The 14,541-nt window shown below is 69.7% G+C and carries 14 protein-coding genes and 1 tRNA gene; 7 read left to right on the forward strand and 8 right to left on the reverse strand.

The window, feature by feature from the left end:
* The first annotated feature begins 49 nt into the window (after nucleotides 1–49).
* Together OG729_RS20885 and OG729_RS20890 are read left to right on the forward strand one after the other, a co-directional pair.
* Entirely contained in the window at nucleotides 50–1,594 is a 1,545-nt protein-coding gene (locus tag OG729_RS20885) for an FG-GAP-like repeat-containing protein (RefSeq protein ID WP_405807606.1), read from the forward strand.
* 74 nt (nucleotides 1,595–1,668) lie between these two features.
* Nucleotides 1,669–1,741, forward strand: a tRNA-Lys gene (locus tag OG729_RS20890).
* A 201-nt stretch (nucleotides 1,742–1,942) separates the two neighbouring features.
* On the opposite strand, the gene OG729_RS20895 is transcribed toward OG729_RS20890, so the two are convergent.
* The 3 genes from OG729_RS20895 to dhaM are packed head-to-tail and all read right to left on the reverse strand — an operon-like array spanning nucleotide 1,943 to nucleotide 3,683.
* Nucleotides 1,943–2,917 (reverse strand): aldo/keto reductase, encoded by a 975-nt coding sequence (locus OG729_RS20895; RefSeq protein WP_360873175.1) that lies wholly within the window; start codon nucleotides 2,915–2,917, stop codon nucleotides 1,943–1,945.
* A gap of 39 nt (nucleotides 2,918–2,956) precedes the next feature.
* Nucleotides 2,957–3,307: an HPr family phosphocarrier protein gene (locus OG729_RS20900; protein WP_360873178.1), complete on the reverse strand. Its 351-nt coding sequence runs from the start codon at nucleotides 3,305–3,307 to the stop codon at nucleotides 2,957–2,959.
* Entirely contained in the window at nucleotides 3,291–3,683 is a 393-nt protein-coding gene (gene dhaM, locus OG729_RS20905) for a dihydroxyacetone kinase phosphoryl donor subunit DhaM (RefSeq protein ID WP_405807607.1), read from the reverse strand. The genes OG729_RS20900 and dhaM overlap by 17 nt, the downstream gene beginning before the upstream one ends.
* Before the next feature lie 58 nt (nucleotides 3,684–3,741).
* On the opposite strand from dhaM, the gene OG729_RS20910 reads away from it, so the two are divergent.
* From OG729_RS20910 to dhaL, 4 genes are all read left to right on the forward strand, one after another.
* On the forward strand, nucleotides 3,742–4,518 hold the full coding sequence (locus OG729_RS20910) for an IclR family transcriptional regulator (RefSeq protein ID WP_360873184.1): 777 nt from the start codon (nucleotides 3,742–3,744) through the stop codon (nucleotides 4,516–4,518).
* Between the two features lie 387 nt (nucleotides 4,519–4,905).
* A complete protein-coding gene (locus tag OG729_RS20915; protein WP_405807609.1) occupies nucleotides 4,906–5,676 on the forward strand; it encodes an MIP/aquaporin family protein in 771 nt (256 codons plus the stop codon).
* Nucleotides 5,673–6,671, forward strand: coding sequence for a dihydroxyacetone kinase subunit DhaK (gene dhaK / locus OG729_RS20920; protein ID WP_405807611.1), 999 nt, complete (start codon nucleotides 5,673–5,675; stop codon nucleotides 6,669–6,671). Before OG729_RS20915 ends, dhaK begins: the two co-directional genes overlap by 4 nt.
* An 81-nt stretch (nucleotides 6,672–6,752) precedes the next feature.
* Nucleotides 6,753–7,379: a dihydroxyacetone kinase subunit DhaL gene (gene dhaL / locus OG729_RS20925; RefSeq protein ID WP_405807613.1), complete on the forward strand. Its 627-nt coding sequence runs from the start codon at nucleotides 6,753–6,755 to the stop codon at nucleotides 7,377–7,379.
* A gap of 266 nt (nucleotides 7,380–7,645) precedes the next feature.
* On the opposite strand, the gene OG729_RS20930 is transcribed toward dhaL, so the two are convergent.
* The 4 genes from OG729_RS20930 to OG729_RS20945 form a co-directional block, all read right to left on the reverse strand.
* Nucleotides 7,646–8,053 carry an SHOCT domain-containing protein gene (locus tag OG729_RS20930; RefSeq protein ID WP_360873199.1) on the reverse strand — a complete coding sequence of 136 codons (408 nt, stop codon included), beginning with the start codon at nucleotides 8,051–8,053 and terminating at the stop codon, nucleotides 7,646–7,648.
* 104 nt (nucleotides 8,054–8,157) lie between these two features.
* Complete coding sequence (locus tag OG729_RS20935; protein ID WP_405807615.1) at nucleotides 8,158–9,564, reverse strand: DUF2252 domain-containing protein; 1,407 nt, start codon at nucleotides 9,562–9,564, stop codon at nucleotides 8,158–8,160.
* Between the two features lie 31 nt (nucleotides 9,565–9,595).
* Complete coding sequence (locus tag OG729_RS20940) at nucleotides 9,596–9,793, reverse strand: hypothetical protein (RefSeq protein ID WP_360873204.1); 198 nt, start codon at nucleotides 9,791–9,793, stop codon at nucleotides 9,596–9,598.
* A 212-nt stretch (nucleotides 9,794–10,005) separates the two neighbouring features.
* Complete coding sequence (locus OG729_RS20945; RefSeq protein WP_405807616.1) at nucleotides 10,006–11,673, reverse strand: LuxR C-terminal-related transcriptional regulator; 1,668 nt, start codon at nucleotides 11,671–11,673, stop codon at nucleotides 10,006–10,008.
* Between the two features lie 296 nt (nucleotides 11,674–11,969).
* Between OG729_RS20945 and OG729_RS20950 the strand changes: the two genes are divergently transcribed.
* Nucleotides 11,970–13,277 carry a diacylglycerol/lipid kinase family protein gene (locus tag OG729_RS20950; protein ID WP_405807617.1) on the forward strand — a complete coding sequence of 436 codons (1,308 nt, stop codon included), beginning with the start codon at nucleotides 11,970–11,972 and terminating at the stop codon, nucleotides 13,275–13,277.
* Between the two features lie 117 nt (nucleotides 13,278–13,394).
* Here OG729_RS20950 and OG729_RS20955 read toward each other — a convergent pair whose 3' ends face one another.
* On the reverse strand, nucleotides 13,395–14,270 hold the full coding sequence (locus OG729_RS20955) for an N-acetylmuramoyl-L-alanine amidase (RefSeq protein ID WP_405807619.1): 876 nt from the start codon (nucleotides 14,268–14,270) through the stop codon (nucleotides 13,395–13,397).
* Between the last annotated feature and the right edge of the window lie 271 nt (nucleotides 14,271–14,541).

The following is a 14,541-nucleotide window of genomic DNA, read 5'->3' on the forward strand; positions in this document are numbered from 1 at the left end:
GCGACGCGGGACGACCCTACCCACGACACGAAGGGACCCACAGACTCCGATGAGGAAACCCCGTCAGGCGCAACGCGCGGGCGCCCGTGCACTGGTCACCACCGCGCTCGCCGGAGCGCTGCTGGCCGGCACCACGGGCGCCGCTCAGCCCGCCGCCGCGGCCGAACCGGCCGTGCCGTCGTGGCTGGTGCCGATCGCCATGGAGGATGAGGCGGACGGTGCGAAGCGTGCCTGCACCGCGATCGTTCTGTCGACGACCCGCACCTTGGTGGCGCCCGACTGCTTCACCGGCCGGTCCGAGAAGGACTTCGTCCAGGAGTACGGCAGCACCGGGGAAATCGAGAGCGCGACGAACAGGCCGGACTACCGGACGCATCCGCAGTTCAACGCCGCGACCCGGCTGGCGGCGATCGGTGTCCTCAACCACTCCCGTGCGAACCCGGGCGGATACGGCAGGCCGGTACTCGCCGGGCCCGCCGACACCGGCCTCTACGCGGCAGGCTCGATCGCCACCTTCTTCTCCTGGGCCGCCGTCGGCGACCCGAAGGCGAAGCGCGTACGCCACGCCGAGCAGGCCGTCGTACGCACCAGCGCCGACTGTGCGACCGCACTCGGCGTGACCGGCCTGCCGAAGGGCACCGTCTGCACCGGGCCGCCCCCCGGCACCGTGCCCCCGAACGCCCAGGAGCAGTGCTTCGGCGACTCCGGCGGCGCGCTGGTCGCGGGCGGCAAGCTGATCGCGGTGTCCGCGACCGGCAGTGCCGCGTGTGTGAAGAACGGCATCCGGTTGTACACGACGGTTCCCACGTACCGCGCCCTGATCGAGGGATGGACCAGGGACGTCGACCTCGACCATGAGACAACCGGTTCGATCCTGGCTCGCGAGCCGGGCGAGGGAATCATCGACCACCTGACCTTCGGGCCGATCACCTCGGACCCGGTCGACAGCGCGGGCCAGCTCTTCGAGCCCAGCGCCAACCTGGTCCTCCAGGCCGGTGACCTCGATCGCAACGGCTACGCCGACCTCCTCGTCCGCACCACGGGCGGCACGCTGCAGCGTGTGCCCATCAGAGAGGACACCAGCCCCGGCAAGCGGGCCAACCTGGGCACAGGCTGGAACCGGTACAACAAGCTGCTGGTCGTCCGTGACCTGACCGGCGACGGCCAGCCGGACCTGCTCGGCCGGGAGCCGTCCGGGTACCTGTGGCTGTACCGGGGCAACGGCACGGGCGGCTTCGGCTCGCGGGTGCTGATCGGCTCAGGCTGGGGCCAGTACAACGCGATAGCCGGCCGCGGCGACCTGTCGGGTGACGCGGTCCCCGACCTGCTGGTCCGGGACACCGTGGGCGATATGTGGCTGTACCGGGGCAACGGCCGCGGCGGTTTCCTGTCCCGTACGAAGGCGGCCACGGGCTGGAAGGGTTTCAACGCCATCGTCGGGTCAGGCGACTTCGACCACGACGGCCGCCAGGACGTCATCGGCCGGACTGCGGCCGGGGCGGGCTACCTGTACAACATCAACGGCAAGGGCAACTTCGTCTCCGGCAAGCTGCTCACGTCCAATCGCTACAAGGGCTACGTCGCCCTGAGCTGACGGAAGGTGCCCGGCAGCCGATACCCGATCGGCTGCCGGGCACCTTCCGGCTATGCTCAGGGGTGTCTTGCCGAGGGCCGTTAGCTCAATTGGCAGAGCAGCGGACTTTTAATCCGTTGGTTGTGGGTTCGAGTCCCACACGGCCTACCTGAGGCAGGGTGGGGGATACCTCCCCTGGCCTGCTACCCAGCGCCTCGACTGGCTTCGGCCGGTCGGGGCGCTTCGTCGTTCCCAGCCGCGTGCGTGAGCGGACGGTCCGGCAGCAGGCCTTGGGGCAGGGGCCGTAGGGGCAACGCTGTTGGGGCGGGATGCGGGCAGGGCGCGGGGACGGTGCGCCGAGTGCTGGAGTCAGCTCCAGGGGAGCTGGGACCTGTGGGACCAGTAGGTCTGCGGCGTCTCGGCGAGGGCGGTGAGCCGGTCAAGTTGTTCGGCGCTGAGGTGCACCGTGGTCGCCAGCAGGTTGGAGGTGAGCTGACCGGTTGTCGCAGCCCCCGACAGGACGATACGAGCCCAGGGCCGGTGGAGTGCCGCTGCCAGGGCGATGGCGTCCCAAGAGGCGTTCGTCGCGTCCGCGATCGGTGCGAGGACCGGGTGACGGGCGAGCTGTGGCTGGGCGAGCCGGCCGTTGGCGAGGGCTTCCTTGACGATGACCGTACGGCCTGCGTCGTACGCATCGGACAGAGCCGGTCCGGCAGAGGGCTCCAGCAGGTTCCAGGTGGCCTGCACGCTGCGGAACAGGGGCTCACCGTCGACGGCGATGTCAAGGGCGGCGCGGATGGCGTCGCGCTGGTTCGGGCCGCTCGTGGACAGGCCCACGGTGACTCCTTGGGCGGCCAGTTCGGCGAGTCGGTGGTGCAGGGCGGTGTCGGTGAGGACGGTGCTGTCGGGGGTGACCGAGTGGACCTGGTAGAGGTCGAGCCGTTCGCCGAGAAGGGATCGGGTCTCGGCGAGTTGCCGGTCGTAGGTGCTTGCGCTGTGGTCCTTGACCTCGTGGGTCGGGGCGTCGACGCGCCAGTCGGCGGTGTACGTGTAGCCCCACTTGCTGCCGATGAGCAGATCCCGGGGGGTGCCGCGGCTCTTCAGCCAGTCGGCGAGGAACTCCTCGGCCCGGCCGTAGGAGCGCGCGGTGTCGATGTAGCGGATGCCGCGGGCGTAGGCGAGGTCGAGGAGTTCGTGCGCGTGGCGGCGCATCGCGGCGACGGTGCGCCCGGCCGGCAGATCGCTCTCGTGCCCGAGGGTGATGTAGCCGGGCCGCCCGACCGCGGCCAGGCCCAGACCCATCCGTTCGATCGACGACTGGGGATGTGCGGGGAACATTGGCATGGTCGGCGGCTCTTCCGGTGCGGTGGCGGGTGGGCCGGGCTATTCGGCGGTGGCGAGGATATCCGCCAGGGCGGCGACCGCCCGGTCCGCGTCGGGGCCTTCGGCACGCACGGTCACCGTGGTTCCGGCGGTGGCGCCCAGGCTCATCACGGCAAGGACGCCCGTCGGGTTGACCGTCCGGCCCGCGTGCTCGAGCTGTACGGCACTGGTGAAGCCGGCAGCGGCGCGGGCGAGCCGCCCCGCCGGGCGGGCGTGCAGGTTGGCGGGCAGGACGATGGTGATCTCGTGTTCGGCGGCAGGCGCAGCGGTTGCGGCCGGCGTGGCGCATGCGGTGGTCGTGGCGTAAGGGGTGTGGGCGGTGTCCGCGGCGGACTCAGAGCTTGGGGACATTGCGGGCCTCCTTGGCGGCCTTGGAAACGGTCTTGAGGTCGGCGCCGGACGCGGCGGTGACCACGGCTGCGACAGCCCCCTCGACGAAGGGCGCGTCGACGATCAGCACGTCGGAGCTGGGATGGTCTTCCAGGACGGTGCGGGCGGTGAGGACTGAACTGCCGAGGTCGGGAAGTACGACGACGCCGCCTCCGCGATCGGCATCCCGGATCGCGGCGAGAACGAGGTCATAGCTGGTGCCGATCCGGCCTTCGGCGGTCCCCCCGGCCGTGGCGACGGGGACATCATCGGAGCCGATCTGCTCCACCAGCAGGCGAAGGCCGGCGGCGAGCTCGGCGCTGTGGGACACGAGTACGATGCCGACGAGTGTGCTCATGAACGCCTACGTTAATTCTCGGAACACAATTCAGCAATACTGAACAAGGAGTTTCTTCATGGTGCAGGCGGTGCAGCGTGCGGCCCAGATCCTGCGGGAGCTCGCGACCACAGGGCCCCGGCTTGGTGTGACCGAGCTGGCCGACCGCCTGGGCGTGGCCAAGCCCACCGTCCATGCCTTGCTCCGCACGCTGGAGGCCGAGGGGATGGTGGTCCAGGACCGCGACAGTTCCAAGTACCAGCTCGGCCCCGGCCTGGTCCGGCTGGGCAACGCCTACCTGGACACCCAGGAGCTGCGCACCCGCTCGCTGACCTGGGCGGACCAACTCGCCACCCGGGCGGGCGAAGCGGTGTGGGTGGCCGTGCTCACCGACGACCACATCCTGGTGGTGCACCACGCCTTCCGGCCGGAGGGCGCCGTACAGATCCTCGAAGTAGGAGCCAGCATCCCGTGGAGCACCTGCGCCCTCGGCAAGGCCATCGTCGCCTTCGCTCCGGCGGCCGAGCGGGAGCGGCTGCTCGCCGGCGAGCTTGCGGTCCTCACCGGCACCAGCATCACCGATCCGAAGGAGCTGGCAGGTCAGCTGGGCGAAGTCCTCAACACGGGTTACGCGCTGGAGGACCAGGAGTCCGCCATCGGTGACGCGGGCATTGCGGCCCCCGTCTTCGACCGCTCCGGCGAGGTGGTCGGTGCCATCGGCATTGTGGGTCCGGTGGAGCGTCTGCTGGCCGAATCGGCACGTCAGGAGCTCGCTGTCGCGGTCCGCGAGACCGCCCGCAACCTCTCCCGCGACCTGGGGGCACCCCGGGGAACCGCCCGCCGCGCGAACACCTGATTCGCCCGGGGCGCAAGCGCCCCGCCCCGCGGGCGAGCACCGTGGGCAAGCAGTCCAGCCCGCCCGAGAGTCCCTCCGCGGCCGGGCCGCGACCGCCCGAGCAGCCCTCTCGCGCCCCTGACAGAGGCCCATGGCACCCGCCGTGGGCCTCTGCGCTGCGGTGGAAGGCCGCGGTTCCGGACCTCTTGACAGTCGCGAAACCCGGGCTTAACGTCCGAACAACGTTCATTAATGATGAACATCTTCGCCGGAAGTTCCTATCCGGTTCCCCTGAGCCGGCCGTCAGGCTCCGTTCCCCGGCACTGCCTGGCGGCCACCTCCCTTCACAGCCCGCTCCGCGCGGAGGAGGTGAGACGCCCAACGCGCCGCCCGGCGCTGGGCGCCATCATGGAAGAGAACACTTACCCTCAGAAACTTCTCGCCGAGATGCTGGGCACCGCCACGCTGGTGTTCATCGGCGTCGGTTCGGTCCCCGCAACGCTCATCATCGGCGGCCAGGCCCCGTTCACGATGGCCGAGCTGGGGATGATCTCGCTCGCGTTCGCCACGGCCGTCATCGCCCTGGTCTACGCGATCGGTCACATATCCGGCTGCCAGATCAACCCGGCCATCACCCTGGCGCTGGCCGTCACCAAGAAGATGCCCTGGCGGGACGTCCCCGGCTACATCGCCGCCCAGGTGACCGGTGCACTCCTGGGATCCCTGGCGATCGTCGGCGTACTGGGCCACAAGGCCGTGGACGTCGGTCTGGGCATCGCCACGTACGGCCCTCAAATCGGCACGGGCCAGGCCTTCTTCGCAGAAGCCATCGGCACACTCATCCTGGCCTTCGTCGTCTTCGGCGCCATCGACCGCCGTTCGTCCGGTGGCTTCGCCGGCCTCGCCATCGGTCTGGCCGTGTTCGCGATCATCATCCCGGTCGCGCCCGCCACCGCCGCCGCCATCAACCCGGCCCGTGCCATAGGCCCCATGATGATCGGTCAGCTGTTCGACGGCACGGTCCACTGGAACCAACTGCCCGTCTACCTGATCGCCGAAGCCGTCGGCGCGGTCGCGGGCGGTCTGCTCTACGCCGCCTTGAACGCCCGCCGCTCCCCCGCCACCGTGGCCGAGGGACCGGCCAAGCCGGTCGCGGCCGCCGAAGGAGTTCTGTCGTGAAGAAGCTCATCAACGCTCCCGAGGCCGTCCTGGATGAGGCCCTGGGCGGGATCGCCGCCGCCCACCGGGATCTGAAGGTCGACGCGGAGAACAAGGTGATCACCCGGGCCGACGGCATCAGACCGGGCAAGGTCGCCCTCATCTCCGGCGGCGGCTCCGGACACGAGCCGCTGCACGGCGGCTTCGTGGGACTCGGCATGCTGGACGCCGCCTGTCCGGGGGAGGTGTTCACCTCGCCCGTACCCGGTCAGATGCTTGCCGCGGCCCAGGCCGTCGACGGCGGTGCGGGCGTGCTGTTCATCGTGAAGAACTACACCGGCGACGTCCTCAACTTCCAGATGGCCGCCGAACTGGCCAGTGAGGAAGGCATCACAGTCGAGACCGTCCTGGTCGACGACGACGTCGCGGTCCAGGACTCCACCTGGACCGCCGGGCGCCGGGGCACCGGAGCCACCGTATTCGTCGAGAAGATCGCCGGGGCCCTGGCCGAACAGGGCGCCCCGCTCGCTTCCGTCGCCAAGATCGCCCACCAGGTCAACACCTCCTCCCGGTCCTTCGCCATCGCCCTGACCGCCTGCACCACACCCGCCTCCGGCAAGCCCGGCTTCGACCTGCCCCAGGACGAGATCGAGGTCGGCGTCGGCATCCACGGCGAACCCGGACGCAGCAGGGAAAAGCTCCGTCCGGCCAAGGAGCTCGTGGCCACCGCCCTGGGCGCGATCCTCGGCGACCAGCCGCTCACCGCGGGGGACGAGACCATCGTCATGGTCAACGGCCTGGGCGGCACACCGCTCATCGAGCTGTACGTGGTCTTCAACGAGGTCGCCGCCGTACTCGCGGACAAGGGCATCGTCATCGCCCGCAACCTGATCGGAAACTACGTCACCAGCCTGGACATGGCGGGTGTTTCCATCACCGTGTGCAAGGCCGATCCCGACATTCTGTCCCTGTGGGACATGCCCGTGAACACCCCCGCCCTGCGCTGGGGAGTCTAGAGAGAGCCGGGCGGGTCCGGCACGCGTGAGACTTCCGGATCCGCCCCACCCCCGACAGCGCCCCCCAAGAACGGAGACTCCGTGGACATCGACCTCGCCCGCACCTGGGTGCAGGCCATCGCCGCCGCCGTGGACAAGCACAAGGACCACTTGACCCAGCTCGACTCGGCCATCGGCGACGCCGACCACGGCACCAACATGCACCGCGGCTTCTCCGCCGCCGTCGCCGCACTCGCCGACCTTCCGCCGGACACCGTGGGCGCCGTGCTGGTCAAGACCGGCACAACCCTGATCTCCAGCGTCGGAGGCGCCTCCGGCCCCCTCTACGGCAGCGCCTTCCGCGCCATGGGCAAGGTCCTGGAAGCACCCACCGCCGATACGGAACAGTTCGCGGCCGCCCTCGCGGCCGGACTCCACAGCGTCCAGCAACTCGGCACGGCGCAGGCCGGGGACAAGACAATGATCGACGCCTACGCCCCCGCGCTGGCCGCCTTCCGACTGACGGCCGACTCGGGCAGCGATTTCGCCGCCGCCGCCCTCGCGGCAGCCGACGCGGCCGAGCAAGGCATGCGTGCCACCACCCCGATGCAGGCCCGCAAGGGCCGCGCCTCCTACCTCGGCGCCCGCAGCATCGGCCACCAGGACCCGGGGGCCACCTCCACCGCGCTGATCTTCCGCGCCCTCGCCGAAACGATGGCCTCCCGATGAGTCGTCGGACCTTCCCCGGCCGCGCCGCCTCGCACGGCACAGCCCTGGGCTTCCTCCACCGCACGGACCGCCCGCCCATACCGCCCTGCCCCGCCGTACCGCCGGCAACCCGGTGCAACAGGTCACCGACGCCTTCGACGCCGTCGCCACTCGGCTGCTCGGGCCTGCCCCCGCTGTCCTGACCTGAGCACGTGGCGCCCTGACCGGGTTTCACCGGTCGGGGCGCTTCGCTTTTCCGGCTCTCAGCCCCACTCGGCTGCGGCGGTTCAGGCCAGGATCTTCTGCTTGGCCCGCTCGAATTCCTGCTCCGATATCTCGCCCTTGGCCTTGAGTTCGGACAGCTTGGCCAACTGGTCCGCCCCACTCGCGCCACCGGCTGTCTCCCGGATGTAGGAGTCCATGGCATCTTGCTGCTTCTGTGCCTGGGTGAGTTCGCGCTTGCCCATGTCCTTGCCTCGGACGATCACGTACACCAGCACACCGAGGAACGGGATGATGATCACGAAGAGCAGCCATGCGGCCTTGGCCCATCCGTTCATCTCGTGGTCCCGGAAGATGTCGATGATGATCCGGAAGAGGAGCATCAGCCACATGATCCAGAGGAAGATCCACATCACGGTCCAGAAGGCGCCCAGCACGGGGTAGTCGTACGCCAGGACCAGGTAGCCATCCATAGCTCTCCTCCTGCCACTTGCTTTCGGACCTCGCAGGGCCCGCTCGTTTCCAGACTCCTCGTTTCCCGGCCCGAGGCCTCACCTGTCACGGGTGAATCGTGCGCTCACGCGCTCTCGGCGGTGACGCGTCCCGTGCGCGCGGCGTCGGCGAGGGACTGGAAGTCCCGCTCGTTCTGGTCGGCGTAGAGCTCGGCGAACTCCGCCAGTGCCCGGTCGAAGCTGTCGTTGCGGCCGAGGTAGGCGGCGATGGCGATCCGGTCGCCGGAGCGGGCGTGGGCGCGGGCCAGTGTGGTGCCGCAGAGGCTGCCGAAGAACTCCATTTGCTCCGGGGCCATGAGCTCGGGCCGGGCGATGCCTTTCCAGTCCCGCAGTTGGCGGACGTAGAAGTCGCGCTGCAGGCCGTCGATGCCCGTGGCCCGCTCCCAGCCGAGGAAGATGTCACTGGTCGCCTGCATCAGCCGCTGCCCGGACACCACCCGTTCCCCCTGGTTCTCGTACTCGGCGGCACCGGCGTACGGGGCGAGCACCGATGTGTCGGCCTCCTTGGCCTGCAGCAGCAGCGGGTCCCCGTCGTCCGCGCCGACCAGGAGCACCACCCAGCAGCGGGTGCCCACGCTGCCGACCCCGACTACTTTGCGGGCGATGTCGACCAACCGGAACTGTTCGAGCAGATGCCGCCGGTCGGACGGGAGGCTGCGGCCGTATTGCGCGATGAGGTGACGGATCTGCTGCTCGAGCACCTCGCGCTCGACGTCGGGGAGCAGGTCGGTCAGCGGGACGATCAACGGTGGGTCGGGGGCGATGCGCCGCTCGCCGTCGATGACCTTCGTGAGTTTCTGAAACGCCTGCAGGCTGTCGCGCGTTCGCGCTGTGGTCAGCGCGTTGGACATCCTTTCGCGGGCCCTCTTGCCCATATCCTCGGGCATCAGCTCACGGAGCCGGTCGGTATCTCCCTGGAGGTACCAGAGGTCGAGGTTGCGCATCCCGGCGAATCCGCGCATCGCTTCCCGGTACGCCCGTACGGTGCCCCGGACCACGCCTTTGCGCTGTTTTTCCGAGAAGTCGTTGGCGCGGCCGGCGATCACCAGGCTCGCCGCAAGCCGCTTGACGTCCCACTCCCATGGGCCGGGCAGGGTCTCGTCGAAGTCGTTGATGTCGAAGACGAGATGCCGTTCGGGGGAGGCGAGCAGTCGGAAGTTCAGCAGGTGGGCGTCCCCGCAGAGCTGCGCGAAGAGTCCGGTGTCGGGCGCGGCGCCGAGATCGGTGGCCATGATGGAGGCCGCGCCCCGGTAGAACCGGAACGGGGATTCCAGCATCCGGCCGTACCGGATGGGTACGAGTTCCGGCAAGCGAGAGGCGGACTGGTGCTCGATGGTCCCGACTGGGTCCGGCCGGTCCGCCGGCGGTTCGAAGACGGCGTGGCTGGAGCGCGGCACCCGCGCGCGGGCTGCCTTGCCTTGGGCGACCCGCTCGTGCGGGTTCAGGTGTACGCCCGGGGTCGTCGCGTTCATCGCGAAAGCCTCCTTGCCACTGCGGAACTGATCAGTCGGGCAGCCGACGCATCTCGACCACGTGCAGGCCCAAGTCCTGGAAGCGCATGAGCAGTCCGTACAGGTGCGCCTCGTCGGTGACCGGGCCGTAGAGCAATGTCTGGTGTGGGGTTGGCGTTGCCTCCAACTCGGGGAAGGCCTCTGCAACGGGCCCGGACAGGTTGTCGGTGACGCGGAACTCGTAACGCATGCCCGCACCTCCCAATTGTCCTGGTTGGTGCTGGATGGTCCAGGGAATCTCTCTTCCTTGCATGCTGTCCGACGTGCGACCGGTGCGGCATCACCCGGATGAGGTGAGTCCGGGTTCCGAGCCCGGGTTCCGAGCCCGTATTCCGAGTCCGCGCTCCGGGTGCGCGCTCCGAGTCGTACGCCCGGTCTGCGCGCCGAGCCAGCATGTCGCCGTCAGAGCAGGTGGAGCTCCCTCGCGCGGCGGACCGCATCACTGCGCCGCGAAACGGAAAGCTTGCGGTAGATGCTGCTCAGATGTGTCTTCACCGTATTGACGGACACATACAGTGCTCCGGCGATCTCCTCGGTCGACATCATCTGCGCGGCATGCCGCAGCACGTCGCGTTCGCGGTCGCTGAGCGACTCGACGAGAACCTCGCGCGCAGGGCCGCCGTCCGGGGTCGGCAGGCTGCCGACGGATGCCGCCCGCTCGGTGAGCCGGGGGTGGTCGCCGGCGAGTGAGGGCCGATGGTCGAGCAGCTGCCGCAGCCAGGGGGCGGCACCCGGGAGGTCGGCGGGCATGTCGGCGAAGAGCCGCTCCAGCCGGTGGGTGTCCGGGCCGGTGAGCGGGCCGCCGAGGGCAAGGCGATCGAGGATCAGGCTGGCGGCGTACTCCCAGTCCCCTGCCGCGGACGCGTGTTCCATGGCTTCGCTCATCAGGCCGGCGTCGGCGAACCAGCGTGCCGCGAGGCTGTGCAGCTGTGGTTCCAGGTCGGGCCGGCGGCTGTGCAGGTGTGCGTTCAGGACCTCGGTGAACAGCGGGTGGAAGCGGCACCAGGGCGTGTCACCGAGCGGTTCGACGAAGGCGTTGGCGCGGGTGAGGCCGGCCAGGATCGCCGCGGCGTCCTCGCGTCCGGTCAGCACGTTCGCCAGCTGCGGGTGCACCCGGTTCAGGATGCTTGTGCGCATCAGCAGATCCTGGGTGGCGGCGGGCTGGGCCTCGACGACTTCGGCAAGCAGGTAGTCGGCGACGGCACTCTGGGAAAGGGCGAAGGACCGGGCGAAGCCGGTCGGGTCGTCGGCCCGCTGCATGGCCAGGGCACACAGCCGCAGTCCGGCGGCCCAGCCCTCGCTGCGGCGGGTGAGGGCGTCGACGGTCTCCGCCGACGAAGCCAGGCCGTGTCGCCGCAGCAGTGTCGCGGTCTCGTGCCGGGTGAACGCCAGGTCGGCGCAGCGGATCTCGCAGATGCGGTCTTCGGTGCGGTAGCGGTGCAGGGGAAGCAGCGGGTCGTTTCGGCTGATCAGCACCAGGCGCAGCCGCGGTCCCACGTGATTCAGGACGAAGTCCAGGCCCGAGGCCACGTCTCGGCCGGGCACCTGGTCGAGGCCGTCGAGTACGAGAACCACCGGCTGGGCCAGGCGGGCCAGCGCGGCAGCGAGCCGGACCAGCCAGGAATGGTCGACGCTGTCGGCGCGTGCGGGGGAGCCGACGTCGTCGGGCAGCGTCACCCGGTGGTGGCGGAAGGCTGCGAGTACGTAGGTCCAGAACACGCCGGGGGCGCTGTCGTCGTCTTCAAGCGTCAGCCACACGACCGGGTGCGGTGCCGTGGCACCGACCGCCCACGAGGCGGCGAGCATGGTCTTCCCGGCGCCGGCCGGGCCCGTGATCAGGGTCAGTGGTCCGGCGGCTGCGTCGCTGAGGCGGTCCAGGAGCCGCTTGCGGCGTACGAACGTCCCCGGAACGGCCGGTACGGAGAACTTGGCGGCCAGTAGCGGGTCACCGGTCGGAGCCAACTGTGACCCCGTGGTGCCGAGCCCGGACGTGCGGCTTGTCGGTGCCGGGGCGGTACGGGGTGCTCCGCCGCCGCCGTCCGGCGTTGTCGATGCTGTGGTGCGGGGCATGCGACCACCATGTGGCTGTCGGCTGCCTCGTCCTGCGGGCCGTACGAAGAGGTGCAGGTCGGTGCAGCGGCCATGCGTGCCTACGGGCACCGGTACCTACGGGCACTGGTACCGGCGAGTCAATCTTCACCGCGCCTGTTCATGATCGCCAGGCAGGGTGGTCGGCGGGTACGCCGGACATCACCCCGAAAGGGTGAAAAGCCCTTGTTGGTGGGCAGGCGTTCACCCAGGGAAGGTGATGCGCCGGCTCGCCCGGCAGCGGTGCAATGACACGCAGGCAGTGGCGGGAGGGTCCTATGGACATCGTTTCCGGCGTACGCGGCGCCGGGGCGAGGCGCTGGTTCGCGCGGTTGGCAATCTTCGCCGGAGCCGCGGTCGTCCTCGTGCTGCTGGTGTTCGCGGGAATCAGGGCTTTCGCCCTGGTGGGCCTCGGGCTGGCCGGACTGGTCCTCGGCGCGGCCTGCGCGTGGTGGGCACTGGCCCGCCGCGGACTCGTCAGGATTCTCGCGTTCGCGGTGGCGGCGGCCGCACCGGTGGCCGTGCTAGTGCTCTACGCGCTGTCCGGGCTGCTGTGGGTCGTCATCGTGTCCCTCGGGCTGTGGGCGGTGGCGGTCTCCGCGGGCTGGGCCGCGCTCAGAGACATCGAGCCGACGGGCGCTCCGGAATTCCTGACCCCTCCTCCCAGGCGTCCGTTCCTGATCATGAATCCCAGGTCGGGCGGTGGAAAGGTGGGGACATTCGGCCTGAAGGAGAAGGCGGAGGCACTCGGCGCCGACGTCCTGCTGCTGGACACCGGCCATCCAACGGATGTCGCCGAGCTCGCGCGTCGAGCCGTCGCCGATGGTGCCGACCTGCTCGGCGTCGCGGGCGGCGACGGTACACAAGCCCTGGTCGCAGGGGTGGCCGCGGAACACGGCATTCCCTTCATGGTCGTCCCGGCCGGAACCCGCAACCACTTCGCCCTGGACCTGGGCCTCGACCGGGCCGACCCGTCGACAAGCCTGGACGCACTCACCGACGGCGTCGAACTCCACGTCGACCTGGGCTTCATCGGTGAGCAGGCCTTCGTCAACAACGCCTCCTTCGGTACCTATGCGGTCGTGGTGCAGAGCCCCGCCTACCGCGATGACAAGGTCGGCACCATCCTGCAGATGCTTCCGGACCTGCTGACCCACCGGAGCGGCCCCCGCCTGGCCGTGTTCGCCGCAGCCGCGGCCATCGAGGAGCCCCAGGCCGTACTGGTGAGCAACAACCCCTACCAGCTGGGCGACTTGGCCGGACTGGGCCGGCGGGACCGGTTGGATTCCGGCGTCCTGGGGGTTCTGGGCATCAAGGTCGACAGCGCGGCGCAGGCGGTCGACATGCTCCGTGGCGAACACGCCCGCGGACTTACTGTGCTGACGGCCAGTGAGGTGGTCGTCGACGCCGACGAGCCCGAGGTCCAGGTCGGCGTGGACGGCGAGGCGCTCACCCTGCCGGCACCCGTGCGCTGCGTGATCCGGCCCCGAGCCCTGCGCGTACGGGTACCGCGGAGCCGGCCCGGTGTGCCCCGGGCGAGGCCAACCGTGGACTGGCGGCGACTGCGAAGGCTCGCGTTCACGTAGGCCCTGTCTGATGCCCTCATGAAGCGGTCTCGGTGAGGTTCTCCGCGCATCCGAGCAGAACCCCACCGAATACCTTCTGTGCCCCCACGCGGCGGAACGGTGCTACGCGGAAGGGTGCTACTGGGCGAGACGGGCGGCGAGCTTGGCTGCCACCTGCTCCGCGATCTTTTCGGCGAGGACGGGGTGCGCCGCGAGCTTGTCCGCGATCGCCGCGATCTGTGCGTCGGTGAGCTCCACCGGCTCAAGGGCATCGACCTTCGCCCATGTGGAGTTGAGTATCGACCAGGCGTCGCGGTCGATCTGCCCCTGATAGGTCCAGGGGGCGATCCGCCGCTGCTCGTGGAGTTCCTTGAGCTGCCTGGCCTGCTCGGGGGTCATGTCTTCCTCCTCGGGGGGTTGGGTGGTGCCGAGCCGCTCGCCGATCCGGGCCCGCATCGACGACATGCTGAATCCGCGGGGGTCGACCTTGCCGGGCTGCCATTCGAGATGGCCGATCACCGAGCGCTGCGACCAGCCGTGCACTCGGCAGAGCGCGGCGGCCGCCTTCTCGATCGCCTCCAGCTGGGCGGCCGGCCACGGGTCCTTGCCGTCGCCGAGGTTGATGCACTCGAAGCCGTAGAAGGCGCGATTGCCGTCGGTGTTGGCCTCGTTGTCCGGGGGCAGGTCCCGTTCGTCGATGACGGCCCGCAGGACGTCGTCGTCGCCGAGACCCGCGTGGTTGGCCCGGCCGTTGCCGACGAGGTGGACCCTGCCGGACTTGTCGATGACGCCGTGGCACAGCGGGCCGGGCAGGGTGGAGTAGCCGTCGTAGCAGATGGATACGGAGTTCGCGGTGCCGGACGTCACGGTGTGGTGGATCATCACGCCGTGCACGGGGCCCCACGGGCCTTTGTGATTGCGGTTGTGCGTACGCCAGTTGCCGACCTCGACGACGGTCAGGTGCTCGTCGCGGAGCGCCTTCAGTAATCGGTCGGCGGACATGGGTGTTGCCATCGGTCCTCCAGACATGGACAGGACCTCGCTGTGGCGCTGGAGGACGCCTCCGCCAGCCGGCCGCCAAGGTCCCTTCCTGGTGATACCCACCGAGTCGCGGTCAAACTGCATGCGGGTGGTGCATCATCGCGCAACCGGCGGCGGACAATCGTCGGCATCCGGCCTTCCGACGTGCGCCAACCCGGTGGTCCGGAGAGAATTTCAGAAAATCCTCCGCGCGCTGTCGAGAACCCCGCATCGGCTCCGACGTCCCCTGTGAGAGTTGCCCACA

The organism is Streptomyces sp. NBC_00210, assembly GCF_045160975.1.
Classification (GTDB): domain Bacteria; phylum Actinomycetota; class Actinomycetes; order Streptomycetales; family Streptomycetaceae; genus Streptomyces.

Coding starts and splice junctions, on each gene's coding strand:
- OG729_RS20895 (WP_360873175.1), bottom strand. CDS start 2,917: ATGCCAATGTTCCCCGCACATCCCCAGTCGTCGATCGAACGGATGGGT.
- OG729_RS20910 (WP_360873184.1), top strand. CDS start 3,742: ATGGTGCAGGCGGTGCAGCGTGCGGCCCAGATCCTGCGGGAGCTCGCG.
- OG729_RS20955 (WP_405807619.1), bottom strand. CDS start 14,270: ATGGCAACACCCATGTCCGCCGACCGATTACTGAAGGCGCTCCGCGAC.
- OG729_RS20930 (WP_360873199.1), bottom strand. CDS start 8,053: ATGGATGGCTACCTGGTCCTGGCGTACGACTACCCCGTGCTGGGCGCC.
- OG729_RS20900 (WP_360873178.1), bottom strand. CDS start 3,307: ATGTCCCCAAGCTCTGAGTCCGCCGCGGACACCGCCCACACCCCTTAC.
- OG729_RS20950 (WP_405807617.1), top strand. CDS start 11,970: ATGGACATCGTTTCCGGCGTACGCGGCGCCGGGGCGAGGCGCTGGTTC.
- OG729_RS20915 (WP_405807609.1), top strand. CDS start 4,906: ATGGAAGAGAACACTTACCCTCAGAAACTTCTCGCCGAGATGCTGGGC.
- OG729_RS20945 (WP_405807616.1), bottom strand. CDS start 11,673: ATGCCCCGCACCACAGCATCGACAACGCCGGACGGCGGCGGCGGAGCA.
- OG729_RS20935 (WP_405807615.1), bottom strand. CDS start 9,564: ATGAACGCGACGACCCCGGGCGTACACCTGAACCCGCACGAGCGGGTC.
- OG729_RS20940 (WP_360873204.1), bottom strand. CDS start 9,793: ATGCGTTACGAGTTCCGCGTCACCGACAACCTGTCCGGGCCCGTTGCA.
- OG729_RS20885 (WP_405807606.1), top strand. CDS start 50: ATGAGGAAACCCCGTCAGGCGCAACGCGCGGGCGCCCGTGCACTGGTC.
- dhaM (WP_405807607.1), bottom strand. CDS start 3,683: ATGAGCACACTCGTCGGCATCGTACTCGTGTCCCACAGCGCCGAGCTC.